The following is a 23,640-nucleotide window of genomic DNA, read 5'->3' on the forward strand; positions in this document are numbered from 1 at the left end:
GCCCGCCCCGGAAGAAGCACATGACCGTCGTGACCCCAGCCAGCATCGAGTCCGTCTCCTGGGACGACGAGCGGGCGGTGCGGCTGCGTGCCGCGATGGACGAGGAGATGGGCGCGCGGTACGCGTCCGCCTGGGAGGACTGGAACGCTGAGGCGGCCCAGCGGGCGCAGGCGGCGTTCACCGTGGATCCCGCGGACATCCGGGCGACCTTCCTCGCGCTCGTCGACGGCGAGCCGGTCGGCCATGCCGCGCTGCGACGGCTCGGCGAGGAGTGGGAGCTCAAGCGCGTCGTGACCCTGCCCGGCCACCGTGGCCGGGGCGTCTCACGGCTGCTCATCGCGGCCGTCGAGGACACCGCGCGGGCCGAGGGTGCCTCCCGACTCATCCTGCAGACCGGCGACCGGCAGCCGGAGGCCGTCCGCTTGTATGAGTGGCTCGGCTACGAGCCGATCCCCATCTACTCGCCGTACGAGGTCATCCCGATGTCGCTCTGCTACGCGCGGCGGCTGCACTAGCGTCCGGTCGTCCGGCCGCTACCGTCAGTGCGAGGTGGTCGCCGGCTGCTTGCCGGAGCGCAGGCGCGAGATGCCGAGGACGATCCCGACCACGATCAGGCCGAGCACGAGTCCGAACACGGCCGACATCGCGGTGTCGGCGATCCAGACCACGACGGGTCCGGCCGCTTCGATGGCGTGCGTGACGACGTGGAAGAGGTCCAACGGGCCGTGCCAGATCGTCTCGGCGAGGTTCGCGACGACGAGGTGGCCACCGACCCACAGCATCGCGACCGTGCCGACGATGCTGATCACGCGGAAGACGGCGGGCATCGAGGCGACGATGCGCGCACCCGTGCGCCGGACGCCGCGCGAGGGGTTCTTCATGAGCCGGAGTCCGATGTCGTCGATCTTCACGAGGAGCGCGACCGCGCCGTAGACGACGGCCGTCATGACGAGGCCGATGACGAGGAGTGCGCCGAGGGTCATCCAGATGCCGATGTCGGCGTCGAGGCTGGCCAGCGAGATGAGCATGATCTCGGTGCTGAGGATGAGGTCCGTGCGGACGGCGCCGGAGACGAGCTTCTTCTCGTCGCGGACGTCCTCCTCCGCTGCTTCGTGGTGCACGCCGAACCACTCCATGACCTTCTCGGCGCCCTCGAAGCAGAGGTAGGTGCCGCCGATGATGAGGAGGAACGGCAGGACCCAGGGTGCGAAGGCGGTGAGCAGCAAGGCGATCGGGATGATGATGACGAACTTGTTGATCAGGCTGCCGCGGGCGATGCGCCAGACGACCGGCAGTTCCCGCGCCGGCGTGAGTCCCTGCACGTACTGCGGGGTGACGGCGGCATCGTCGATGACGACACCCGCGGTCTTCGCGCTCGCCTTCAGGGCGGCGCTGAGGATGTCATCGACAACGGCGAGCAGGCCGACCGACATGTGCTTCTCCTTGACTCGGGTGTCGCGCCACCGCGGGCTCGGCGGGGACGGAGTCCAGAGTAGTGCGGATCCGCGGCGTCGCAGGCGGTCGAGTGCGCATCACAGGCACGCTGGCGCGGGCGTCGTCCATCGGGTAGGGGCTGCTCCCTTCCGCCCGGATACCACCCCGGTACTGTTGGCACTCACGACAGATAGGGGATTTCGAATGGTCGAGACCACACCGCGCCGCTCACGGTCGGCCGTGCTCGCGCTGACCTTGACGATCGGAACGCTCGTCGCGGCGGCGATCATCGGCGGGTACTTCATCATCGTCGGCGATCAGGCCGACATCGCCGGACGCGTCTGGCTCACACTGCTGCTGCTCGCGGCGTTCGTCGGAGCCGTCTCACTCGACGCGGCAGCCGGACACGGGCCCAACAAGTGGTACCTGGCCGTGTCGACCCTGGTGAACATCTTCCTCGTCACGGTCGGGTTGTTGAAGCTGTGGAACGGGTGGCTCCAGCCCCCGAACACCGACGACGGCTTCGTCTGGTCCGGGCAGATCATGCTGTTCTTCGGCATCGTCATCATCACCCGCGTGGCACTGATCATCATCCAGGTGTACTTCCTGCACTTCGTCACGCGTGCCTCCTCCACCGTGATCAGGGCCACCGGCATCGTGACGATCTCGCTCATCATCGCGACGGTCCTCGTGCTCGTACTGCCGATGGCGTTCCCCGAGGGCACCTGGGCGGACTGGTGGTGGCGCATCGCAGCGGCCACGACGCTCGCTGCAGCCATCTCCGCCGTGATCCCGGTGATCGTGCGTGCGTTCTCGCCGAAGCCCGAGGGCGAACCGGTGAACTACGGCCAGCAGCCGTACCGTCCCGAGGTGTACCAGAGCGCGCCCGCGTACCCGGTCCAGGGCCACCCCGGGCAGCACCAGCCGCCCTACCAGGGGCAGCCGCAGCAGGGCTATCAGGGCCAGCCGCAGCAGGGGTACCAGGTTCAGGGCTACCAGAACCAGCCGCAGCAGGGGTACCAGGGTCAGCCGTATCCCGGTCAGTCCTACCCGGGGCAGCCGAGCCACGGTCAGGGTCAGGGTCAGCAGGGCCAGGGCTACCAGGCTGCGCCGTCCCAGGGGCAGTACGGGCAGCCGCAGGGGCAGCCCGCACCGCAGCCCGGCCAGCAATGGTCGGCACCCGCGTGGCAGGGCTCGGCGCCAGGTCAGCAGGGGCCGACGCCGAACGCCGCGCCGCAGCAGTGGGGACCTCCGCAGGCCGGGCCGCAGGCGCCAGGACGGCCGTCGAACCCGCAGCAGCCGCCCGCTCCCGCGCAGCAGCCGCCCGTTCCGCCGCAGCAGGTGCAGCAGCAGGTGCAGCCGCCCGCTCCTCCGGAAGAGGTGGCGCCGCCCGAGCGGCCGACGCCACCCGCCGAGTAGGCGAACGCACGATGAACCGGCTGGAAGCCCTCGCTTCCAGCCGGTTCTGTCGTACGAGCCGCTCTGCGCAGATCCGCGTACGGCCGGACGGAGCATCTTCGCCTCACGACGGATGTGCGGCGGGCGGCCTCCCGCGAGGATGGAATCGGCGCGGTGCGACCGCCCGCCGCCGGCTCCACACGACGGGTGACGATGCGCAAGCTCCTGAAGGTTCCACTGATCACGATCGCCACGATCGCCGGCCTGATCGGAGCGACCCTCGCCACCACGAGCATCGTCAACGCTGTCGCCAGCGCCGCTGAGGCGGCGGAACTGCAACCGTACGGTCAGCTGGTCGACGTCGACGGCAAGCAGATGAACGTCGTCATCAGCGGCGACGCATCCGAGACGATCGTCCTCCTGCCCGGGCAGGGCACCGCCGCACCCGGTCTCGACTTCCAGCCGCTCGTCGCCGAACTCCGCGACCAGTACCGCGTGGTCGTCGTCGAACCCTTCGGATACGGCCTCAGCGACCAGACCGACGTCCCCCGCACCTCGGCCAACATCGCGGGCGAGGTCCACGCCGCCCTGCGCGGCCTCGGCATCGACCGCTACGTGCTCGCCGGACACTCGATCGCCGGCATCACCGCCCTTGAATACCTCCAGCGGTACCGCGACGAGGTCACCGCGTTCATCGGCATCGACACGAGCGTCCCCACACAACCGGGTGCGGACGAGGCCACGCCGACCGACGGCCTCGAGGCCCTGAAGTCGCTCGGGATCCTCCGGGTGCTCACCGCGATCGCGCCCGACCCGACCGCAGGGCTGCCCTATGATACGGCGACGAAGCGACAACTCGCGATCCTCGCGAACCGCAACGCCATGAACCCGACGCTGCTCGACGAGATTGCGCACACCCCCGCCAACTTCCGCGCCGCCCGGTCGCAGTCGTTCCCGGCCGACCTCCCGATCCTCATGTTCGTGGTCGGAAACGACCCGGAACTCGCCGACTGGGTATCGCTCCACGAGGCCCAGCTCGCCGGCATCGAACGGTCCGAGCTCGTCCTCCTCGACGGCGGCCACTACCTGCACCACACCGAGTCGCCGCAGATGGGCGCCGACATCAAGCGGTTCCTCGGCGACACGCCGACCGGCTGACGACCCGGGCGGATCCGGGCTGGCGTGTCGACCGATGTCGGGTTAGGCTCGCTGTCTATCGAACGTATGTTCGAATGACGGGAGGCCACTCATGTTGATCACGAGCACCGAGATCGCGGTCTGGACGACGCCTGCAGGTGTGCCGGAGCGGTTGTTCTGGGAAGGGGCCCGGTACCTCGTGACCGACACGCCGACACCGCTCGAGCCGAACGTCGCCTTCCTCACCCACCCACCGGCGGCCACACCGGCATGGCGGTTCCAGGCGACCGCGACCGACGGCCGGACCTTCGTCTTCGACATCCGCCTCGACGCGGTCCGCGGCCGCTGGCAGCTCCTGCGGGCCTACGAGTGACCCGCCCCGCCGGTCACGACAGCCGAGCGCCCGCCGGCTGCAGCCGCACCACGATGGCTTTCGAGACCGGGGTGTTGCTTCGGTCGGCCGTCGCGTCGAGCGGGACGAGGACGTTCGCCTCGGGGAAGTACGCCGCCGCGCACCCCCTGGCCGTCGGGTAGGAGACGGCCCGGAAGCCGAGGAGTTCCCGGTCCGGCTGCCCCGGCCACTCGCTGAAGACGTCGACCGTCTGGCCGTCCTCCAGCCCGAGCTCCGCGAGGTCGTCCGGGTTGACGAACACGACGTTGCGTCCCTGCTTGATCCCCCGGTACCGGTCGTTCAGGCTGTAGATCGTCGTGTTGAACTGGTCGTGCGACCGCAGCGTCTGCAGGAGCAGACGGCCCGGCGGGCAGCGGAGCGGTTCCAGCTCGTTCACCGTCAGGAGCGCACGACCCTCGGGGTTCGTGAACGTGCGGGAGTCACGGGGACCGTTCGGCAACACGAACCCGTCCTCACGACGGATCTGCTCGTTGTAGTCCTCGCACCCCGGGATGACCCGTCCGATGTGCTCCCGGATGGTGTCGTAGTCGTCCTCGAACGCCTGCCAGGCGATACCGGAGTCCTCGCCGAGGGTCGCCCGCGCGAGTCGCGTGATGATCGCGACCTCGGAGAGCAGCCCGGGCGCTGCGGGTGGGATCCGTCCGTGCGAGGCATGGACGGCGCAGACGGAGTCCTCGACGCTGACCATCTGCGGGCCGCTCGCCTGCAGGTCGATCTCGGTCCGTCCGAGGGTCGGCAGGATGATCGCCGCGTCGCCCGTGACCACGTGCGAGCGGTTGAGCTTCGTCGAGATCTGCACCGACATCCCGGTTCCGCGGATCGCCGCTTCGGCGGCGGCGGTGTCGGAGATCGCGGCGACGAAGTTGCCGCCGAGCGACACCCAGGTGCGGATCTCACCGCGTTGCATGGCGCGGATCGCGTTCACCGCGTCGACCCCGTGCGCGCGCGGCATCGGCACACCGAACTCGTCCTCCATGGCGGTGAGGAAGGACTCCGGCATCTGCTCCCAGATGCCCATGGTCCGGTCGCCCTGCACGTTGCTGTGCCCGCGGATCGGCGAGGCGCCGGCACCGGGCTTGCCGATGTTGCCGCGGAGGAGGAGCAGGTTGATGATCTCCTTGATCCCGTTCACGGCGGCCTTGTGCTGCGTCAGCCCCATGGCCCAGGTGACGATCGTCGCGTTCGAGTCGATGTACCGTTGCGCGAACTCGTCGATCTGCTCGCTCGTGAGCCCGGTCGCCTCGAGCACCTCTGCTTCGTCGAGCTCGGCCAGATGCGCCGTGAGCTCCTCGAGCCCGAGACAGTGCTCGGTGAGGAACGCGTGGTCGAGCACGGTTCCGGGTGCGGCTGCCTCGGCCGCCAGGACGCGCTTCGAGACGGCCTGCAGGAGCGCCATGTCGCCACCGAGCCGGATCTGCAGGAACTGGTCCGAGATGACGGTGCCCCGCCCGACCATGCCCCGCACCGTCTGCGGGTTCTTGTACCGTTCGAGCGCGGCCTCGGGAAGCGGATTGACGGAGACGATGGTCGCCCCGGCCCGCTTCGCGTCCTCGAGGGCCGTGAGCATGCGCGGGTGGTTCGTGCCAGGGTTCTGGCCCATGACGACGATGAGGTCGGCCTGCTCGAAGTCGGCGTAGGAGATCGTGGACTTCCCGATGCCGATCACCTCGCCGAGCGCGGTGCCCGTGGACTCGTGGCACATGTTCGAGCAGTCCGGCAGGTTGTTGGTGCCGAACGCCCGCACGAACAGTTGGTAGGCGAACGCCGCCTCGTTCGACGCCCGTCCGCTCGTGTAGAACGCGGCCTCGTCCGGGGAGTCCTGCCCGCGCAGCTGTTCACCGACGAGCGCGAAGGCCTCGTCCCAGCTGACCGGCTGGTAGTGGTCGGAGCCCGCCGGCTTGTAGACCGGTTCCGAGAGTCGGCCCTGCATGCCGAGCCAGTACTCCGACTTGTCGGCGAGCTCGGTGAGCGAGTGCTCCGCCCAGAACGCGCTCGGGATGACGATCGGGGTCGCCTCCCAGATCACGGCCTTCGCCCCGTTCTCGCAGAACTCCAGCTTCTTGCGATCGTCGGGGTCGGGCCAGGCGCAGCTCATGCAGTCGAAGCCGCCACGCTGGTTGATCGACGTCAGCAGCTCGGCGGTCCGCAGCGGCCCGAGCTGACGGAGCGCCGGCTCCATCGAGTGCAGGATGCCGGGGAGGCCGACGGCCACGTGCTTCGGCTCGGAGACCGTGATCGCGGCGTCGGTGACGTCCTCGACGGGCGGCTCGGCGCTCATGCGCTGACCCCGTGCTCGCTGACCTCGTGCTCGACGACCTCGTGGACGACCGCCGGGTCCGGCGACGCCAGTCGGTGCGCTCCGCTGTAGACGACCATGGAGTCTCCGCGGAGGAACCCGACGAGCGTCATCCCGAGTTCGGTCGCCAACTCGGCCGCGAGCGACGACGGCGCGGAGACGGCGGCGAGCATCGGGATGCCGGCCATCGAAGCCTTCTGCGTGAGCTCGAAGCTCGCCCGACCGGAGACCATGAGCACCATGGACCGCAGCGGGAGCAGGCCCTCCTTCGCCGCCCAGCCGACCACCTTGTCGACCGCGTTGTGTCGACCGACGTCCTCCCGGAGCACGAGCATCTCGCCGGTCGTCGCGTCGAACAGGCCCGCAGCGTGCAGCCCGCCGGTCCGCTCGAACACGGCCTGCTGGGCGCGGAGGCGGTCGGGGAAGGTGATGAGGAGCGCCGGGTCGAGGCGGAAGTCGTCGTCCGCGACGGTGTACCGCGAACTCGTCCGGACGGCGTCGATGCTCGCCTTCCCGCAGAGCCCGCACGAACTCGTCGTGAAGAAGTTCCGCTCCAGGCTCGGGTCGGGGGCGGGGACGCCGGGAGCCAGGGCGACGTCGAGCACGTTGTAGGTGTTGACGCCCTCGTCGGTGGCACCGGCGCAGTACCGGGCGGTCCTGACCTCGTCACCCCGAGCGACGACGCCCTCCGAGACGAGGAACCCGATGGCGAGGTCGACGTCGTGGCCGGGCGTCCGCATGGTGATGGCGAGCGAACGGCCTCCGACGCGGATCTCCAGCGGCTCCTCGACGGCGAGGACGTCCTCGCGAGTGCGCGCGGGCTGTCCCACGGTGATCCGGGTGACGCGTCTACGCGCCGTGATGCGAGTCATGGCTCATGGCTATCACCACCTCCCGACGAGGGCAAGGTGCCTCACCGGATCCGCAGCCGCCGGTGAGGCTGACGAGCGGCCTAGGCTGGTGCCATGCCCGTCGACGCGATCATCCTCGCGGGAGGGCGGTCGTCCCGCCTCGGCGGGGTCGCGAAGGCCTCGCTGCTGCACGACGGACGGACGCTGCTCCAGCTCGCGATCGAGGCCGCACGTCTCACCGACGGGACGATCGTGGTCGTCGGACCCGATGCCGAGACGGCCGAGCCCGTCGCTGAGACGACCGAGCCCGTCCGATTCGTCCGCGAGCACCCCGCCTTCGGTGGTCCCGCCGCCGCCATCGCCGCGGGCTTGCACGCGCTCCACGAGCCCCAGCCCACTCGAAACCTCCGGTCCCCGAGCTTGTCGAGGGGCGTCGCCGTCCTCGCCTGCGACATGCCTGGCGCGGCCCCGGCGCTCGCCGTCATCCTCGAGACCGCGGCGCTCGCGACCGCCCAGGAACCAGACGTCGACGGTTGGATCGCGGTCGACGCGGGTGGCCGCGACCAGCCGCTGCTCGGCGTGTACCGGAGCGACGCGCTCGAGCGTCGGGTGGCCGAGCTGCAGGCTGCGCAGCCGAGCGGCGATCTCACGGGGGTCGCCGTGCGTCACCTCCTGTCCGGACTCGACCTCCGACGCGTCGCCGTCCCCGAGGGCGGCTCTGCCGACGTCGACACCTGGGCCGACGCGGCCGAGCTGGGCGTCGTCGCGAGCGATACGCCGACGACGCCGGCTCCGACGGATCCCGCGTCCACCACCACGTCCAGCCCCCCGAGGAGTCCCCATGACCGATGACCTGCACGCCGTCCTCGCCGAGTGGAGCGACCGGGTGTCCGAGGCGCTCGACCTCGGTGACGTCCCGGTCGACATCGACGCCGTCCTGGGGCTCGCCGGCACCGCTGCCCACGCGGTCCGTCGTCCTGCCGCACCGCTCACCACCTACCTCGTCGGCATCGCCGTCGGGAAGGCCGTCGCGGCCGGGGCCGACCCGACAGCCGTCGCGCAGGCGGCGACGGCGGCGGTCGAACGGCTGGCCGCCGCGGCGTCCGACGAACCCGACAGCGATACTCCCGACACCGGCGGCACGGCATGACGAGGTCGTCGTGGTCGGACGCCCGCCGCATCGCCCACGCGGCCGGGGTCGAGCAGCGATCGCAGGTCGTCGACAGCGTCGAGCTCATCACCGCGCTCGGCCACGTCCTCGCCGCGCCACTCGTGTCGCCCATCGCGATCCCGCACTACGCCTCCTCGGCGATGGACGGGTGGGCCGTCGCCGGCGCAGGGCCCTGGGAGCTGGTCCGTGGGGCCGCTGCGGAGCGCGCGCGCTCGGTCGGCCTGGAGGTCGGCACCGCGGTCGAGGTCCTGACCGGCGGGCTCATCCCGACCGGTGCCGTCGCCGTCCTGCAGCGGGAACACGGCGTCGTGGAGGAGACCGCCGACGCGCTCCGACTCGGTCTCTCCCCGCAGGCTCCGCGCGACGAACCGGCAGCGGGGCGCCACATCCGGAACGCCGGGACGGAATCACCGGCGGGGACGATCCTGCTGGACCAGGGCACCCGGCTCGGCCCCGTGCACCTCGCGGTCGCGGCCGGCGGCGGTTTCGACCGGGTGCCGGTGGTGCCGCGGCCGAAGGTCCGACTCGTCCTCACCGGTGACGAGGTCGTGACGAGCGGGGTGCCCGGCGCAGGGTTCGTGCGCGACAGTTTCGGCCCGTCGCTGCCGGGGGTGATCGCGTCGCTCGGCGGCGTCGTCACCTCGAGTGTCCGGGTGCGCGACGACGCCTCCGCAACGGCCGAGGCGCTCGGCACCACGACGCTCGGCACCACCGCGCTCACCGAGCCACCCGCCCGTCGGGCAGGCGAGGTCATCGTCACCACCGGTGGGACGGGCGGCTCGCGAGCCGACCACGTCCGCGCCCTCCTGCGTGATGCGGGAGCGGAGTTCCTCGTCGACGGTGTCGAGGTGCGCCCCGGCGGTCCGGCACTGCTCGCAAGGCTGCCGGACGGCCGGCTCGTCGTCGGCTTGCCGGGCAATCCGCTCGCGGCGTTGCTCAGCGTCCTCACCCTGGTGCAGCCGCTGCTCGCCGGCCAGCAGGGGCTCGGGCTGCCGCCCCTCCGGCCAGTGGTGCTCGCGTCTCCCGTCGACCCGACCCGCTCCGAGACGGTGCTGCGTCCGTACCGGGCGGTGCTCGACGCCGACTCGGCGGCCGTCACCGCAGAGCCGTCACCGTGGCACGGAGCCGCCATGCTCCGTGGCCTGGCCGACGCCGACGGCGTACTCGTGCACCCGGGCACCGGCGCGGCGGCGGGCACGGTGGTGCCGTCCCTCGACCTGCCCTGGTAGCGGCAGGCCGGGCCAGAGATCGGCGGTCAGCGGATCAGCGGATCAGCGGATCGCTCGTCCGCCCTGCGCCGCGGCCGTCATGAGCCGGAGCAGCTCCTCGCCGGCGAGGATGCCACGTCGCCCGGTGACGGTGAGGGTGTCGAGCGCGAACCCCTCGTCGTCGAGTTCGCCATGGGCCGGCCGGAACGCGAGGTCGGCGGTCTCGAGCATCGACTGGTCGAGGAGGGAGTCTCCGGCGGCGAGGACGAGCGGGCCGTCGAGTCGGCGCGCGACCTCGCTGACGGCGTCGTGCTTCGTGAGCGTCCGCGGCACGCAGTAGAGCTTGCGCCCCTGCAGGGACACCGTCCACCCGAGTCGCTCGCACTCCTGCTCGACCTGTTCCAACCAGCCTGCGGGGATCGCGTCGCGTTCGACGATCGAGTAGAAGAACAGCGCGTCCGCGACGTTCGTCTTGTGGATCCACGTCGGCGACGCCAGCTCCTCGAATCGCGCGAGCGCCTCGTCGAGTGGTGCGGTGTGGTCGGTGAGGTGCGTCCGCACGCGCTCACGCCAGTCGGCGTCGGGGACCCCGTCGACGAGGATCTCGCCACCGTTGCTCGTGATCGCGTAATCAGGGGCGCCGCCCGGCAACTGCACCCGCTGGTACTGCGCCACGGTCCTGGTCGTGACCGGCATGAACACGGCCTGCGTCCGCAGCTCGATCAGCAGACGCTCCGATTCGCGCGTCATGAACGAGATCGGGACGCCGTTCCAGAGTTCCGAGACGACGATCGACGGCGCCTCCGGGTCCGGGGTCTCGAGCCAGAACGCCTTCGGCGAGTAGATGAGGGTGCGGTCGAGGTCGCAGGCGACGAGCGCGCTCACTGGGCGTCTCCGGCGGCGGCGTCGCTCAGCGGGTTGATGAGCCCGACGCAGCTGTAGGGCAGGCCGGGCACGACCTCGACCGGCACCCCGCGTTGTTCGGCGAGGAGGAGTACGTGCGCCACGTCGTCGAGGGCGTCGGGCGACACGAGCACCTTCCACGGCACCCGGCGGAGGAGGACGCGCGTGGTCTCGCCGACGCCAGGCTTCACCAGGTTGACGCTCGGGATGTCGTACTGCTCGCGGATGCGCTCGACGGCGGCCCACCCGATCCAACTCGGCTCACGGTCGGCCGTGGAGGCCTCCTGCACGCCGGCGGCGACATCGTCGAGCACCTCGGAGAAGCGGCCCGACACGGCGTCGAGGAAGGCTCCGGAGACGTCGTGGCTGCTCAACTCCCGGTAGAACTTGGCGCCGTGGAACTGGTCGTCGGAGAGGAGCTCGCGGTTGTAGACGGTGCGTGAGACGAGCCCGGAGACGGTGGAGTTCAGGCAGGCCGAGGGGATGAGGTAGTCGTCGCGGGTGCCGTACACGGGGACGCAGTGGCCCGGGTCGGCGAGGACCGCCAGCTCGTCGGAGAATCGGACACCGTCGGTCTGGGCGAACAGCTCCAGCGCCTCCGTGAGTTCACGTGCGATGGCGCCCTTGCCGGTCCAGCCGTCGATGAAGGCGATCTGCTCGGGGTCGTGGTGGGCGGCGAGGTACCGCAGCGCCGTCCCGTCGACCCCGACGCCGCGGACGATGCTCATCGTGTAGTGCGGGGCGTCGATCCCTCGGACCTCCTTCGCCCAGCGGCGCATGAGGATGCCGATGGGCGTCCCGGCGCGGGCGAGCGACACGAGCACGGGCCGGTTCGCGCGGGACGCCAGGACGAGGTCCGTGACGACGCCGACGGCCACGGCGAGGCGACGGCTCGACCGCACGAGGGCGTCCCGGTACAGCTCCTCGTACTCGGGCGAGGGCAGGTACTCGATGGGCAGCGACTCGGCGTAGTGCGCGCGACCGCTCTGGATCGCGGCCTCGCGTTCGGACGCGTCGGCTTCGAGGCGGGTGTCGCCGAGGTCGGTGAGGAGCCACTGCACCTCGCTCGCGTCGTACGACCCGAAATCGGGGCCGGTGAGCGGCTCGGGCAGGGCGGCGGCGTCGATGGTCACGGTGCGGGGTTCCATTCGGCTGGGGTGGGGACGGATTCGGCGAGCAGGACGAGGAGGACGACGTCGGTGACGGTCCGGAGCGCCTCGACGACGCCACCGGGTTCGAGCAGCAGCTCGCGGTCGGCACCCGGTTCGGGGAACAGGACCACCGCCGCGAAGCGGGACCCGCCGCGCGAGAGGTTGTAGGCGAACCGGGGGCCACGGCCGTCGATGGTGCGGTCGTGGCTCGTGAAGGACACGGCGCTCGCGACGGCGTAGTCGTGGCGGTCGATCACCGCGATGGGCGACCTCGTGGTGGTCGAGAAACGGGTTGCCCCGCGAGCCTCGTCGAGCTGGTCGGCGACGACGAGCGGCACCGCGATGAACTCCTCGGAGCCGAGGACGAGGACCTCGCCGGCGGGGAGGGACGGCAGGACCCGTTCGGCGACCGCCCGGATCACCGCCTCGTCGAACCGGCCGGCGGTGCCGAACCGGGCGCTCCGCACCGGCGGGAGGTCGGTGGCGTCGACGACGTCGACCACTCCGGCGACCCGGTCGGCGACGGCGGCCGACGGTGCGGCGTCGATGACCTGTCGCGCGAGCGAGAGCACGTCGTGGGGGAGGTCGACGGCACCCGCGCCGAGTGCCACCACGGAGATCGTCGTGCCGAGTCGGGCGGCGAGCTCGTCGAACGCCCGCCGGTCCTCCTCGGATCGGAGGTCGATCAGGGCGGCGACGACCCACCGGGACTGCGGGGTGGTGGCGTGGAGCGCGGTGATGGTGTTCCGGACCGTTCGGCCGGTGCTCAGCTCGTCGTCCACGAGCACCGTCGTCCCGCCGGCGGTGGCCCAGTCGGGATCGCTCGGGTACAGCCGGTGGTCGCTCGCGTGGGAGTGCTCCTCCTCGAAGGGTGTGAAGGGGGCGTCCTCCTCGTGGCGCGTCGAGTGGAGGTAGGGCGAGCGGAGGGCGTCGGCGACGACGTGGCCGAGCCCGGTGGCCGTCTCGGCGTATCCGATGGTGACGAGCTCGGAGCCTGGCTCCGGCGCCGCGTCGCGGAGGCCGGCCAGCTGCTGTCGGACGGCGCGGAGCTCGGCGAGCCCGGTGGTGTCCGGCCGGCCGCGACGAGCGACGAGCCGCGCGACCGTCTCGAACGGGGCCGGGTCCGGTTCGGTGCCGTCGAGCGCGCACCGGACGAGGAGGCCGAGGAGCTCACCCGCCGCGAGGGCGAGCGCCGGCACCGTCGGGACGTGTTTGGCGAGCACCGTCGAGACGAGCAGCTGCGCGCGCTTCGGGTTGTCACGGAGGGCCAGCCCGACGAGGTCCTCCACGGGGATCAGGCTCCGGGCCTCGTCCGAGCGCAGGCGGATGCCCACGGCCTCGCTGACGAAGCCGCCCGTCCAGACCGTCACCGCATGCTCGTCTCGAGGAGGTCGACGAAGGTCGTCTCCTCCGCCGCCACCCCGAAGGCCTCGGCGCGCAGCAGGGTCTTCCGCGCCCACGCCTGGTGCGGTTTCATCTCGTTCATCTTGTTCCGGTACGGCGAGGCGTTCGCCCCGCCGCCGACGTCGCCCACCACGGACAGCGCGTCGACGTACTCCTCGTGGCTCACGACCGACATCGCGTGGACGACCGGCACGTGGCTCGGGTGGATGACCGTCTTGCCGAGTAAGCCGTTCGCCTGGTCGAGGGCGATCTCGCGGATGAGACCGTCGAGGCCCTTCAGCAGTAGCTTCTGCCGCAGCTGGGCCTCGTTGGCGTCCTGGAACGGGGTCATGCGCAACTGCGGGCGCATGAGGCGCTCTGCCGTCTGGAAGTGCTCCCACACGGTTCCGGTGATGACGAAGTCGTCGCCCGGGCGACCGAAGACGTTGACGACGTCGGCGATGACCGAGGAGACGAGCTTCACGTCGTACACGGTGAGGTCGCGGGAGCGCCGGAGTGAGAAGGCGCTCGAGAGGTCGGTGGCGCCGATCCGGACGGCGAGCACGTCCTCGCGGTGGGCCTTCGTGACGTCGACGATGCCGGAGAGCGTGTCGTCGCGGGTCTCGCGGTGGATCATCCGCGGCGATTCGAGGATCGGCATGACGCGGAGTCGTCGAGCGCCGTTCGAGCCGTCCTGGCCGTATTCGCGCTGCACCCGGCCGAGTGCCTCGAAGAAGCGGTCGGCCACCCCGTCGCTGTTCTCGTACTTGGGGATGACGAAGCCGCTCAGCAGGTCGAGGCCGGGACCGAGCATGCCGGCGACCCGCTCGAGCTGCTCCGGCGTGCGGACGCGGATGAAGAGCAGCGGCAGCACGAGGCGCTTGGACCCCGCACGCTTGGCGGCGAGCTGCTGCATCGCTTCCGCGACGTTCGTCTCGGCGACCTCGACCGCGTCGTCGGGGACCGAGTCCTCGAGGCACAGGACCATGCTCAGGCAGCCGTGTTTCGCCTGCTTCACGACGTCCTTCGCCAGGGTGGTGCGCGTGCCAGGGCTGTACAGCGTGGCGCCCAGCGCGGCGGCGAGATGCTCGGGAGGCGAGTCGATGCTGATGGGCTCGGGGAGCTTGTGGAACAGTTTCGCGGCGCGCTTGTCGTCCACGTAGCTGAAGTGGCGCATGGTCATCGTCTCCGGGGTTCGCGGCCGACGACGTACGGCGTCGGCTCGAAGCCGAACTGCCGGACAAGCGTCTTGAGGGGGATGTCTGCTGGAAGTGGTTCGAGGCGCAGCTCGAGACGGGAGCCGATGCGGAGCAGGGAGACGACCGGCACGCCGCCCGCCTCGTCGGCGGCGGCGAAGTTCTCGTCGTCGAAGAGTTGCACCGTGAGCGGCTGTCCCGCCGTTCCGACGAACAGCGCGCGTCGGATGAGGTGCACGTGGCGGAGCGCGAGGATCGCGTCGCCGCCGTCGAAGCCCAGGAGCGGTCGGTTGCCGGGCGTCGTCACCGGTGTCCCGTCGGCTCCGCCGTCGGCCGAAGCGACACCCGTGACGCGGTCGACGGTCTCCCAGACGATGGCCGTCGCACCGCCGACGATCAGGCTGCCGATCGCCGACTGCCGTGGGTCCAACCGCACGAGTGGGGTCTCGTCGTCGAGGACGCGGACCTCCTCCGCCGTCGGTGCGGGGAACGGCTGCGGCGTGCTCGGCGCTGCGGGAGCGGCAGGGCGTGCCGATGGAGTGGACGGAGCGGGTGACGAGCCGCCGCCGAGTGTGAGTCCAGTCGATGGCGCGGACGGCGGCGTCGGGGCCGGAGCCGCCGGTGCCGGGGTCGTCGCCGCAGGGCTCGACGGCCCGCCGAGTGTGAGTCCGGTCGACGGTGCAGCGGCCGACGGCGCGGCCGGTGCCAGCTGTGCCTCGGGCGCGGCCACGACGGGCTCAGGCCGCGGCTTCACCCGACGGCGGAGGTAGTCGATGTCCCGTCGCACCGGGGAGGTGTTGAGCGGCACGGCTCAGAGGTCGATTCGGAAGTCGCGCGCGACACCGGCGAGCCCGCCGGCGTAGCCCTGGCCGAGGGCGCGGAACTTCCAGTCGTCGCGGTGCCGGTACAGCTCGGCGAGCAGCAGCGCCTGGCTGGAGCGCACCTCCGACATCGGGATGTCGAAACGCACGAGCTCGCGGTCGTCGGCGGTCGCGACGCGCACGAAGGCGGAGCGGACGGGGGAGAAGTCCCCGGGCCCCCGGACGTCGGGGTCGATGTACAGCAGGAACGCGATCTTCGTGACCGCGTCCGGCACGCGGGACAGGTCGACGTCGATCTCCTCGTCGTCGGCCTCGGATGCGAAGGTGACCGCACCGTCCTGGCTCTCGACCTGGTTGAAGAACACGAGGTGGTCGTCGGAGAGCGCCTTGCCGTCGTCGCCGCACATGATCGCCAGCGGCACGGGTTCACTCTGCGGGCCGCGGCTCGCGATGACGTCCCAACCGAACCCGATGAGGAGCTTGTCGAGACCGGGGTTCTCAGCGGTCAGCGCGGCGTTCGCGCCCGCGACGAGCGAGGCCATCAGTGCCCGCCCAGCACGAGCCCGGCGTCGGGCTCCTGGAACTTGTCGGAGAGGAACCGGCCGTGGGTGGAGAGTTCGGCGATCGCGCCGATGCGGATCTGGTTGAGGAGGTCGCGGATGGTCTCCTCGATGAGCTCCAACTGCCGTGCGAAGACGATCGTGCTGCGGGAGTCGTCGCCGCGGTCCTCGGCGGGAAGGGCGAGGAACGAGCGCAGCGGCGTCGGCAGGTAGTCGGTGATCATCGCGTCGAGCAGCACCCGCTGCTCCGTCGAGGCGCCCTGCTCGGCGATCGTCGCGACCACGAGCCGCAGCTGGTCGTCGATCTGCCGCAGCTGCGAGGTGAGCAGCGTCGGGAGGTCGCGCCCCACGGAGCGCACCGAGTCACGGAGCTCGTCGAGGTGCCGGGCGGTCGCTTCGTCCTCCGTCTCGCCCACCGGTGCCGGTGCGGCGTCGACGACGCCCAGCGGATCGGTCCCACCGGTCCGCAGTGCGTTCAGCAATCGTCCGAATGCCATCTCTCGTCCCCCTCGTCCTCAGCGCCCTGACCTCGCAGCGAGCCGAGACTAGCGGAGTTCGCGCTGCTCAGCCTGACGGCTGCGCTCGAGGTACGGCTTCGCCTTCTCGAGACCGGACTCCAGAGCGGTGACCGTGCCCTCCATGTTCTTCGCGGCTTCGGCACGGAAGGTGTCGATCGCGTCCATGGTCTGGAACACGTTGTCGAACGCGCGCTGCAGGGTGTCGACGCTGACGCCGGCGGTGGAGGCCTGCTGGTGGATCCGCGTCGTCTGGTCCTTCAGCATCTCGCTGGTCTGCAGGATCATGTTGTTCGTCGTGGTGTTGATCGCGTCGATCTGATCGAGGACCATCTTCTGGTTCGCGAGCGCCTGGGCGACGATGACGGCGGTCCGCAGGGCGGCGATCGTCGTGGTGCGGGCCCGGTCGACACCCTTGATGAGTTCGAGGTTGTTCTTCCGGATGAGGTCCATCGCGAGGTAGCCCTGCACCGACACGGCCAGCTGCGTGAGGATGTCCTGGTGGCGCTGACGCACGGGGAACAGGACGTCGGCCTCGAGCTTCTGCGCCTCCTCGACACGGCCGGCGGAACGCGCCTGGTCGATCTTCTCGACACACGCGGCGTCGAGCGCCTTCGCGAAGACGGCGTACTCACTGAGCGCCTGCATCGTCTCCCACAGCTGGACCTTCTCGCCGGCGAGTGCGGCGTTGTCCTTGAGGAGCTCGTCCTGGCCGGCCATGAGCGACTTGATGATCTTGTCGAGCTGGGTCTGCGCGGACTCGTACTTCTGGAAGTACTTCGCGAGCTTGTTGCCACCCGGGATGAAGCCGAGGATCTTCCGGCCCACGCCGAGGTCGGCCTGGTTCGGCGTCAGGTCCTCGACGGTGCTGCGGAGGTCGCCGAGCGTCGTCGCGACCTTGATCTGCGCGCTGTCACCGGAACGCTTCGCGCCGGCCACCGAGGTCGAGGATCGTTCGAGCATGCGGGAGGAGTAGCCGCTGGACTGCACCATCTCCTTGCCGCCGATCTGGTTGATCCCCTCGATCTTCTGCGTGAACTCGGGGGACCGCGGGTCGAGCGTCGCCACCTCGGTCACGAAGGACCGCGCCTGCTGCTGGATCTCGGTCTGGCGTTCAGCGGGGACCGGGACCATGCCAGGTGCCTCTTCGGCCTGCACGACGTCCGGTGCGTCCGGTGCGTGCAGGACGAGGGAGGCTGCGGCCTGATCGTTGGCGTCCGGCGGAGTGAGTGGCGTGCTCATGGCTTCGACCTTGCTCTCGTGTGTGGCTGCTCGTGATGGGGTGCGTCGGGCGCTCAGCCGAGCTGGACGCCGAAGTCACCGGCGATGCCGGCGAGACCGGTGGTGTAGCCCTGGCCGAGGGCCTTGAACTTCCACTCGGATCCGTTGCGGTAGAGCTCGGAGAACAGCATGGCGGTCTCGGGGGCCGCGTCCTCGCTGAGGTCGAAGCGCACGATCTCCGTGCCGTCCTGGTCGACGACGCGGCAGTACGCGCCGCGCACCTGTCCGAAGTTCTGGCGACGCTCGTCGGCCTTGTCGATCGACACGGCGATGACCACGCGCTCGACGTCGGCCGCGACCGCGTTCAGGTCGACGGAGATCTGCTCGTCGTCGCCGGCACCGTCGCCCGTGCGGTTGTCGCCGAGGTGCTTCACGGAGCCGTCCGCGGCCGCGGGCTGGTTGTAGAAGATGAAGTCCGCCGAGGAGCGCACCTTGCTGTCTGCTCCGATGAGCAGGGCCGAGGCGTCGAGGTCGAAGGCCTCACCGCTCGTGGTGCGCGGGTCCCAGCCGAGGCCGACCGTCGCGACCGTGAGGCCCGGGCTGGTCTTGGTGAGCGAGAGGTTGTTGCCCTTTTCGAGGCTGAGTCCTGCCATGGTGATCGCTTCTCCTTCGATGGAACACGCGCTGAGGCGCCGGGGACTGCTGGGGGTGGTGCTAGAGGACCTGGGCGGCGGGGCCGAGGAGGTCCATGACGGAGCGGCCGTTCGCGCGCTCGCCGATCGCCTTGAACGCCCAGCCGTTGCCCTCGCGCGACACCTTCGAGATGATCATCGCGGTGTGCGGGCCGGAGTCGGTCAGCTGGTAGCGGGCGACCTCGGGCGAGCCGGGGGTCGAGTCGTCGATGATGCGGCTGAACGCGTTCTGCACGGTGTCGAAGGTCTGGCGGCTGTAGCTGCTGATCACGAAGACGATCTGCTGGACGGACGGGGCCACCTTCGAGAGGTCGACGAGGATCGTCTCGTCGTCGCCGTCGCCCGCACCCGTGAGGTTGTCGCCGGTGTGGGTGGCCGAGCCGTCCTTGCTGGCGAGCTGCTGGAACCAGATGGTGTCGAGCACCTTGCCGGTCGCGTCGAAGAAGATCGCCGAGGCGTCGAGGTCGATGTCGGGGGCGGAGGAGCGACCGAAGAGGCCGCGCTTCACCGGTGCGACGCCGTCCCAGCCGAGGCCCAGACGGATCCGCGTGAGTGCGCCACCGTCCTGCTTCGTCAGTGAGAGCGACTGGCCCTTTTCCAGACTCAGACCCATGGTTCCGTCTCCTAGATGCATCATCGTGTTGCGGGTGGTGAGGTGTCCGACGTGCGCCCCCGGCCGAAGCTGGGAGCGCACGTCAACGTTATCGGTTCAGCGAGGTGAACGCCCGGATTCCCGGTCCGTTCAGAGCAGACCGCGCGAATCGGAGCTCTTCGCCTGCAGCTCGTGGGCCCGGGCGAGCAGCCGCTGGAGCTCCTCGTCGTCGGCCGCCTTCGCCTGGTGCTTGGGCTTCAGGTTCGCGAAGGACTTCTGGCGCTCGACCATGCGGGTGTAGCTCGTCTCGAGTTCGACCTCGTCCACGTGGTGTCCGTCCGGGATGTCCTCCGGGGAGTCGGCGTGGTCGACGATCTTCTTCGCCTGGGTGCGGGCGTCGCTGATGATCGTGTGCGCACGACCGGCCGGGCTGAGGAGCGAGGCGAGGACCGTGACGGTCAGGATGCCGATGATGACGATGAGCGACAGGCCCGTGCTGATCTCGAACACCGGGATGTGCTCGCCACCGTTGAGGAACGGCAGGGTGTTCTCGTGCAGCGCGTGCAGGACGAGCTTCACACCGATGAAGCCGAGGATCGCCGCCAGGCCGTAGCTGAGGAAGATGAGGCGGTCGAGCAGGCCGTCGATGAGGAAGTAGAGCTGACGGAGGCCGAGGAGCGAGAACGCCGTCGCGGTGAAGACGATGTACGGGTTCTGCGTGAGGCCGAAGATCGCGGGGATCGAGTCGAGCGCGAAGAGCAGGTCGGTGCCCCCGATGGCGACCATGACGAGCAGCATCGGCGTGAGGACCTTCTTGCCGTTCTCGATGGTGACGAGCTTGTCGCCGTCGTAGCGGTCCGTGGTCTTGAAGAGACGCTTGGCGAGACGGATGACGAAGTTGTTCGCGTCGTCGCTCTCCTCTTCCGGGCGGAGGAGCTTGATCGCCGTGAAGATGAGGAACGCACCGAAGATGTAGAACAGCCAGGACCAGGCGTTGACCGCGGCGGCACCGAGGAAGATGAAGCCGGTGCGCGCGATGAGGGCGAAGACGATGCCGAAGAGGAGCACCTTCTGCTGGTCGGCCCGCGGGACGCGGAAGCTCGACATGATGATGAGGAAGACGAAGAGGTTGTCGACCGACAGGGCCTTCTCCGTGATGTAGCCGGCGAAGTACTCGGATCCGAGCGTGCCACCGCCGAAGAAGAGGACGCCGAGGCCGAAGACGATGGCGATGCCGACGTAGAGGGCCGACCACTTCGCGGCTTCCGGCAGCGTCGGCTCGTGGGCCTTGCGCACGTGGAAGATGAAGTCGAAGGCGAGGAGGGCCAGAATGCCGACGATCGTCAGCAGCCAGACGTATCCGGGGATTTCCATGGGCTGTGTTCTCCGCAGCGCTCGAGGTGGGGGACAGTTGAGGGTTAGTTGGTGCTGTCCCACTATATAGTTGGTATGGTCCAACGAACACCCGAACGCCCGTATTCAGAAAGAATTCAGCTATGAGCGAGGATCTCGGCCCAGACGACGCCGGTGCGGTCATCGAAGCCTCGCTCGCGACGGTGTCGCGCTGGTCGAGCCGGGCCGACAACCGACGGACGCTGCACGACGCCGACGGCGCGGCACTCACGAGCACCGACGCCTGGCTCCTCGACTACGTGCTCTCGGCCGGGCCGATCCGCATGTCCGCCGTCGCCGGCTGGATGTCCGTCGACAAGTCGACCGCCACCGCCGAGGTCCGCCGCCTCGAGCAGGGCGGGCTCGTCGAGCGCGTGACCGACCCGAGCGACCGCCGCGCCGTCCTCGTGAGCGCCACCGAGGAGGGCCGGATCGCCCTCGACCGGCACCGGCAGGCGGCCCAGCAGGTCTACAACACGCTCGTCGGCAAGTGGAGCGAGCGCGACCGCACCGAACTCGCCCGGCTCCTGTCGCGGTTCGTCGACGAGTTCTCCTGGGTCAGCGACGCGGTGTCCCAGCACAACGCGAGTCGCTGACGCGGTCCGTCGACGCGGAGTCGCTGACGCGTCAGTCGCGCACCAGCTCGTACACCGTGCTGCGGTGCACCGGGAAGACCCGCTCGACCCGGTACCCGAGCGCTTCGAGGTCGGCGACGTCCGGAGCCGCGTCAGAGCCCTCCACCGCCCAGACCCGCGGGTGGCCGGCGAGCTTGTCGTGGAGGTCCGCCAACGGGGCGGCGAGGTCGGCCAGCTCGGGTCGCTCGCGGTAGCTCTCCACGAGCGCCACGTCGTCGAGGCCGGTGAACGCCTCCGGGTACAGGTCGATGGCGAGTCGGGACTGCCGCGAGGGCTTCACCGACTGATCGAACACGACGGCGTCGCCCGGCGACGCGTGCGCCTGGACGACCTCGGCGGTCTGTCGGAGGTCGCTCCCGTCGTCCTTCGCGAACGGCCCGCGTTGCGTCACGAGGACCGGGACCGCGACGGCCATGACGAGGACGACGCCGACGGCGGTCGCCACGGCACGGTCCGCGCGCGCCGGGAGGAGCCCGACGAGCGTCCGGAGTCCGAGCGCCATCATGATCGCGACGGCCGGCACGCAGAAGGTGACGTAGCGGAGGTTGTACATCGGGGTCACGAGGGCGTTGCCGACGATGAGCAGGACGGTCGGGGCGAGTGCCCAGACGGCGACCATCGCGAGCCCTCGGCGCTCACCGACGGCGCGTCGCATCGTGAGGACGCCGATCGGGGCGAGGACGATGAGCGCCCAGGCGACGGCGGCGAAGACGGGTTCCTGGAACCACTGGCCGATGAACACCGACTCCGGGGTCGCGTAGTCGCGCCGCCCGAGGAACGCGATCTGCCCCCGCTGCGCGATCCCGGCGATCACGATGGGGACGCCGAGGAGCAGCGCCCCGGCGAGCGACCAGGCCCACGCCCGGACCACGGCGCGTCCGGGGCGCTGCAGGAGCATCCAGGCGGCGTGGACGATCAGGAGCATGGCGAGGTAGAGGAACAGGTACATCGAGGCGGCGCTCGCGACGGCGAACAACGCCCAGCTGCGGCGCGAGGTCGACCGGCGGCGGACGAGGGAGACGAACCACACCGTCAGCCAGACGACCGCCGCCATCCCCAGCGCGTACGAGCGCGTCTCCGCACCCATCCGCGTCACCTGCGGGATGACGGCGAAGAGCAGTCCGGCGGTGACGCCGACCGCCGGGGTGAAGAGTGACCGCGCGAGCACCACGACGCCGGCCGCCGCGAGGCCGACGCCGATCGCACTGGGGATCCTCGTGGCGGCTTCCGCGGTTCCGAAGGCGCCGGTCCAGACGTGCAGGAACAGGTAGTAGAGCCCGTGCACGGCGTCGATGTGGCCGATCATCCCGAACATCACCGGGAGCGGACGCTCCGCTGCGAGGACGCTCGCCGCCTCATCGCCCCAGTACGACGGGGTGCCGATCCCGATGAGCGAGACGACCGTGGCGAACACGCCGACGAGCGGGGCGATCGCCCGGCCGGCGAGACGCGCGCGGAGCATGCCCCAGCGTTCCTGCGGGCGTCCTGTCGGCACGGTGATCGTCGCGGTCATGGCTTCTCCTCGGACGCGACCACCTGACGCGTCGGCCCATCGTCCGCCGCGCGGATGAACGGCAGCAGAGAGATCCCTGTGAGGGCGCCCGGCTCACCAGCGCAGCCGGATCAGCGGTTCGTCTGCGCCTCGAGCTCGTCCGGGTAGCGCCCGCCGACGATGTGGACCGAGTCGGATCGCTCGGTGAGCGCATGGAGGTCGGCCTCGCTCAGGGTGAGGTCGGCTGCACGGAGGTTCTCCTCGAGGCGGTGCGGTTTCGTCGTCCCCGGGATCGGGACGATCCACGGCTCGCGACCGAGGAGCCAGGCGAGCGCGACCTGCGCCGGGGTGGCGTCGAGTCCGCGGGCGAGTTCCGTGATGCCCTCCATCAGCGCCAGGTTCTGCTGGAGGGCCTCCGGGGCGAAGCGGGGGATGCTGGCCCGCAGGTCGTTGCCCTCCTCGAACCCGGTCGTCGTGTCGATCGTGCCGGTGAGGAACCCCTTGCCGAGCGGGCTGAACGGGACGAAGCCGATGCCGAGTTCCGCACAGGCCGCGAGCACGCCCTCCTCGGGGCGCCGCCACCAGAGCGAGTACTCGGACTGGACTGCGGTGACCGGCTGGACGGCGTGCGCGCGCCGGATCGTCGACTCGGCCGCCTCGGAGAGGCCGTAGTGCTTGACCTTCCCGGCCGAGATCAGCTCGCGGACGGCCTCGGCGAACTCCTCGATGGGGTGCTCGGGGTTCACGCGGTGCTGGTAGTAGAGGTCGATCGTGTCGATGCCGAGGCGGTGGAGCGAGCCGTCGACGGCCGTCGCGACCTCGTCCGGGCGGAGCATGCGGCCCGTCGCCGTGTGGGTGTCGGGGTCGACGTGGTTCGCGAACTTGGTGGCGATGACGACCTGGTCCCGGACCGGGCGCAGTGCCTCGCCGACGAGTTCCTCGTTGCGGTGGGGTCCGTAGATCTCCGCGGTGTCGAAGAAGGTGACGCCGCGATCGACGGCCGAGCGGAGCAGGTCGATCATCGGGCCACGGTCGGGACGGCCGCTGTAGCCGCCGGTCATGCTCATGCAGCCGAGGCCGATGGCCGAGACCGTGAGACCGCTGGTGCCGAGGGTGCGTGTGTGCATGGGGACTCCTGGGGTTCGGGGTGGTGCGTCGGGACGGAGGTGGGGTCGGTGGA

Annotated in this window: 24 protein-coding genes; 8 read left to right on the forward strand and 16 right to left on the reverse strand. The window is 70.3% G+C overall.

The genetic code is table 11. From position 1 onward, the window contains the following. Window positions 1–20 precede the first annotated feature (20 nt). Window positions 21–515: a GNAT family N-acetyltransferase gene (locus QRN26_RS04955; protein WP_285035612.1), complete on the forward strand. Its 495-nt coding sequence runs from the start codon at window positions 21–23 to the stop codon at window positions 513–515. A gap of 24 nt (window positions 516–539) precedes the next feature. Here QRN26_RS04955 and QRN26_RS04960 read toward each other — a convergent pair whose 3' ends face one another. Continuing rightward, a complete protein-coding gene (locus tag QRN26_RS04960) occupies window positions 540–1,433 on the reverse strand; it encodes a DUF808 domain-containing protein (RefSeq protein WP_285035613.1) in 894 nt (297 codons plus the stop codon). Between the two features lie 205 nt (window positions 1,434–1,638). Here QRN26_RS04960 and QRN26_RS04965 point away from each other — a divergent pair, with 205 nt between their 5' ends. From QRN26_RS04965 to QRN26_RS04975, 3 genes are all read left to right on the forward strand, one after another. Further along, the gene (locus QRN26_RS04965; protein WP_285035615.1) at window positions 1,639–2,853 is read left to right on the forward strand and encodes a hypothetical protein; all 1,215 of its coding nucleotides are present in this window, start codon (window positions 1,639–1,641) and stop codon (window positions 2,851–2,853) included. A gap of 192 nt (window positions 2,854–3,045) precedes the next feature. Then, entirely contained in the window at window positions 3,046–3,990 is a 945-nt protein-coding gene (locus QRN26_RS04970) for an alpha/beta fold hydrolase (RefSeq protein ID WP_285035616.1), read from the forward strand. Between the two features lie 91 nt (window positions 3,991–4,081). Then, window positions 4,082–4,342, forward strand: coding sequence for a hypothetical protein (locus QRN26_RS04975; protein WP_056009647.1), 261 nt, complete (start codon window positions 4,082–4,084; stop codon window positions 4,340–4,342). A gap of 13 nt (window positions 4,343–4,355) precedes the next feature. Here the strand turns inward: QRN26_RS04975 and QRN26_RS04980 are convergent, their stop codons facing one another. After that, entirely contained in the window at window positions 4,356–6,659 is a 2,304-nt protein-coding gene (locus QRN26_RS04980; protein WP_285035618.1) for an FdhF/YdeP family oxidoreductase, read from the reverse strand. Continuing rightward, the gene (gene fdhD / locus QRN26_RS04985; protein ID WP_285035620.1) at window positions 6,656–7,549 is read right to left on the reverse strand and encodes a formate dehydrogenase accessory sulfurtransferase FdhD; all 894 of its coding nucleotides are present in this window, start codon (window positions 7,547–7,549) and stop codon (window positions 6,656–6,658) included. Before fdhD ends, QRN26_RS04980 begins: the two co-directional genes overlap by 4 nt. A gap of 93 nt (window positions 7,550–7,642) precedes the next feature. On the opposite strand from fdhD, the gene mobA reads away from it, so the two are divergent. From mobA to QRN26_RS05000, 3 genes are read left to right on the forward strand one after another with little or no spacing between them, the layout of a single operon-like run. After that, on the forward strand, window positions 7,643–8,380 hold the full coding sequence (mobA, locus tag QRN26_RS04990; RefSeq protein WP_285035622.1) for a molybdenum cofactor guanylyltransferase: 738 nt from the start codon (window positions 7,643–7,645) through the stop codon (window positions 8,378–8,380). Beyond that, the gene (locus QRN26_RS04995) at window positions 8,370–8,678 is read left to right on the forward strand and encodes a DUF6457 domain-containing protein (protein WP_056779876.1); all 309 of its coding nucleotides are present in this window, start codon (window positions 8,370–8,372) and stop codon (window positions 8,676–8,678) included. Before mobA ends, QRN26_RS04995 begins: the two co-directional genes overlap by 11 nt. Continuing rightward, complete coding sequence (locus tag QRN26_RS05000; RefSeq protein WP_285035625.1) at window positions 8,675–9,928, forward strand: molybdopterin molybdotransferase MoeA; 1,254 nt, start codon at window positions 8,675–8,677, stop codon at window positions 9,926–9,928. Before QRN26_RS04995 ends, QRN26_RS05000 begins: the two co-directional genes overlap by 4 nt. 42 nt (window positions 9,929–9,970) lie before the next feature. Here QRN26_RS05000 and QRN26_RS05005 read toward each other — a convergent pair whose 3' ends face one another. The 11 genes from QRN26_RS05005 to QRN26_RS05055 all read right to left on the reverse strand — a co-directional run bounded on the left by QRN26_RS05005 (window position 9,971) and on the right by QRN26_RS05055 (window position 20,315). Beyond that, window positions 9,971–10,792: an HAD family hydrolase gene (locus QRN26_RS05005; protein WP_056779872.1), complete on the reverse strand. Its 822-nt coding sequence runs from the start codon at window positions 10,790–10,792 to the stop codon at window positions 9,971–9,973. Further along, window positions 10,789–11,943 carry a cysteine protease StiP family protein gene (locus QRN26_RS05010; protein ID WP_162235751.1) on the reverse strand — a complete coding sequence of 385 codons (1,155 nt, stop codon included), beginning with the start codon at window positions 11,941–11,943 and terminating at the stop codon, window positions 10,789–10,791. Before QRN26_RS05010 ends, QRN26_RS05005 begins: the two co-directional genes overlap by 4 nt. Beyond that, window positions 11,940–13,331 carry a phosphoribosyltransferase domain-containing protein gene (locus QRN26_RS05015; protein ID WP_285035628.1) on the reverse strand — a complete coding sequence of 464 codons (1,392 nt, stop codon included), beginning with the start codon at window positions 13,329–13,331 and terminating at the stop codon, window positions 11,940–11,942. Before QRN26_RS05015 ends, QRN26_RS05010 begins: the two co-directional genes overlap by 4 nt. Further along, window positions 13,328–14,521, reverse strand: coding sequence for an HpcH/HpaI aldolase/citrate lyase family protein (locus QRN26_RS05020; RefSeq protein ID WP_056779870.1), 1,194 nt, complete (start codon window positions 14,519–14,521; stop codon window positions 13,328–13,330). The genes QRN26_RS05015 and QRN26_RS05020 overlap by 4 nt, the downstream gene beginning before the upstream one ends. A gap of 2 nt (window positions 14,522–14,523) precedes the next feature. Continuing rightward, window positions 14,524–15,348, reverse strand: coding sequence for a hypothetical protein (locus QRN26_RS05025; RefSeq protein WP_285035631.1), 825 nt, complete (start codon window positions 15,346–15,348; stop codon window positions 14,524–14,526). A 3-nt stretch (window positions 15,349–15,351) separates the two neighbouring features. Then, complete coding sequence (locus QRN26_RS05030; protein WP_056009620.1) at window positions 15,352–15,903, reverse strand: TerD family protein; 552 nt, start codon at window positions 15,901–15,903, stop codon at window positions 15,352–15,354. Next, the gene (locus QRN26_RS05035; protein ID WP_056009617.1) at window positions 15,903–16,418 is read right to left on the reverse strand and encodes a hypothetical protein; all 516 of its coding nucleotides are present in this window, start codon (window positions 16,416–16,418) and stop codon (window positions 15,903–15,905) included. The genes QRN26_RS05030 and QRN26_RS05035 overlap by 1 nt, the downstream gene beginning before the upstream one ends. Window positions 16,419–16,466: 48 nt before the next feature. Then, window positions 16,467–17,678, reverse strand: coding sequence for a toxic anion resistance protein (locus QRN26_RS05040; RefSeq protein ID WP_056009614.1), 1,212 nt, complete (start codon window positions 17,676–17,678; stop codon window positions 16,467–16,469). Between the two features lie 53 nt (window positions 17,679–17,731). After that, entirely contained in the window at window positions 17,732–18,310 is a 579-nt protein-coding gene (locus tag QRN26_RS05045; RefSeq protein WP_285035636.1) for a TerD family protein, read from the reverse strand. Between the two features lie 61 nt (window positions 18,311–18,371). Further along, complete coding sequence (locus QRN26_RS05050; RefSeq protein ID WP_056009608.1) at window positions 18,372–18,962, reverse strand: TerD family protein; 591 nt, start codon at window positions 18,960–18,962, stop codon at window positions 18,372–18,374. A gap of 129 nt (window positions 18,963–19,091) precedes the next feature. After that, window positions 19,092–20,315, reverse strand: a complete 1,224-nt coding sequence (locus tag QRN26_RS05055) for a TerC family protein (RefSeq protein ID WP_079704613.1) — start codon at window positions 20,313–20,315, stop codon at window positions 19,092–19,094. A 122-nt stretch (window positions 20,316–20,437) separates the two neighbouring features. On the opposite strand from QRN26_RS05055, the gene QRN26_RS05060 reads away from it, so the two are divergent. Continuing rightward, window positions 20,438–20,929 (forward strand): MarR family winged helix-turn-helix transcriptional regulator, encoded by a 492-nt coding sequence (locus tag QRN26_RS05060; protein WP_056009603.1) that lies wholly within the window; start codon window positions 20,438–20,440, stop codon window positions 20,927–20,929. A 31-nt stretch (window positions 20,930–20,960) separates the two neighbouring features. On the opposite strand, the gene QRN26_RS05065 is transcribed toward QRN26_RS05060, so the two are convergent. Next, window positions 20,961–22,481: a glycosyltransferase family 39 protein gene (locus QRN26_RS05065; protein WP_285035640.1), complete on the reverse strand. Its 1,521-nt coding sequence runs from the start codon at window positions 22,479–22,481 to the stop codon at window positions 20,961–20,963. 110 nt (window positions 22,482–22,591) lie between these two features. Further along, window positions 22,592–23,587, reverse strand: coding sequence for an aldo/keto reductase (locus tag QRN26_RS05070; RefSeq protein WP_056009597.1), 996 nt, complete (start codon window positions 23,585–23,587; stop codon window positions 22,592–22,594). Window positions 23,588–23,640 lie beyond the last annotated feature (53 nt).

The organism is Plantibacter sp. ME-Dv--P-095, from assembly GCF_030209365.1.
Classification (GTDB): Bacteria; Actinomycetota; Actinomycetes; order Actinomycetales; family Microbacteriaceae; genus Plantibacter.

Coding starts and splice junctions, on each gene's coding strand:
- QRN26_RS05035 (WP_056009617.1), bottom strand. CDS start 16,418: ATGGCATTCGGACGATTGCTGAACGCACTGCGGACCGGTGGGACCGAT.
- QRN26_RS04965 (WP_285035615.1), top strand. CDS start 1,639: ATGGTCGAGACCACACCGCGCCGCTCACGGTCGGCCGTGCTCGCGCTG.
- QRN26_RS05060 (WP_056009603.1), top strand. CDS start 20,438: ATGAGCGAGGATCTCGGCCCAGACGACGCCGGTGCGGTCATCGAAGCC.
- QRN26_RS05040 (WP_056009614.1), bottom strand. CDS start 17,678: ATGAGCACGCCACTCACTCCGCCGGACGCCAACGATCAGGCCGCAGCC.
- QRN26_RS05050 (WP_056009608.1), bottom strand. CDS start 18,962: ATGGGTCTGAGTCTGGAAAAGGGCCAGTCGCTCTCACTGACGAAGCAG.
- QRN26_RS05055 (WP_079704613.1), bottom strand. CDS start 20,315: ATGGAAATCCCCGGATACGTCTGGCTGCTGACGATCGTCGGCATTCTG.
- QRN26_RS05045 (WP_285035636.1), bottom strand. CDS start 18,310: ATGGCAGGACTCAGCCTCGAAAAGGGCAACAACCTCTCGCTCACCAAG.
- QRN26_RS04955 (WP_285035612.1), top strand. CDS start 21: ATGACCGTCGTGACCCCAGCCAGCATCGAGTCCGTCTCCTGGGACGAC.
- fdhD (WP_285035620.1), bottom strand. CDS start 7,549: ATGACTCGCATCACGGCGCGTAGACGCGTCACCCGGATCACCGTGGGA.
- QRN26_RS04995 (WP_056779876.1), top strand. CDS start 8,370: ATGACCGATGACCTGCACGCCGTCCTCGCCGAGTGGAGCGACCGGGTG.
- QRN26_RS05020 (WP_056779870.1), bottom strand. CDS start 14,521: ATGCGCCACTTCAGCTACGTGGACGACAAGCGCGCCGCGAAACTGTTC.
- QRN26_RS05065 (WP_285035640.1), bottom strand. CDS start 22,481: ATGACCGCGACGATCACCGTGCCGACAGGACGCCCGCAGGAACGCTGG.
- QRN26_RS05070 (WP_056009597.1), bottom strand. CDS start 23,587: ATGCACACACGCACCCTCGGCACCAGCGGTCTCACGGTCTCGGCCATC.
- QRN26_RS05000 (WP_285035625.1), top strand. CDS start 8,675: ATGACGAGGTCGTCGTGGTCGGACGCCCGCCGCATCGCCCACGCGGCC.
- QRN26_RS04960 (WP_285035613.1), bottom strand. CDS start 1,433: ATGTCGGTCGGCCTGCTCGCCGTTGTCGATGACATCCTCAGCGCCGCC.
- QRN26_RS04975 (WP_056009647.1), top strand. CDS start 4,082: ATGTTGATCACGAGCACCGAGATCGCGGTCTGGACGACGCCTGCAGGT.
- QRN26_RS04980 (WP_285035618.1), bottom strand. CDS start 6,659: ATGAGCGCCGAGCCGCCCGTCGAGGACGTCACCGACGCCGCGATCACG.
- QRN26_RS05030 (WP_056009620.1), bottom strand. CDS start 15,903: ATGGCCTCGCTCGTCGCGGGCGCGAACGCCGCGCTGACCGCTGAGAAC.
- QRN26_RS04970 (WP_285035616.1), top strand. CDS start 3,046: ATGCGCAAGCTCCTGAAGGTTCCACTGATCACGATCGCCACGATCGCC.
- mobA (WP_285035622.1), top strand. CDS start 7,643: ATGCCCGTCGACGCGATCATCCTCGCGGGAGGGCGGTCGTCCCGCCTC.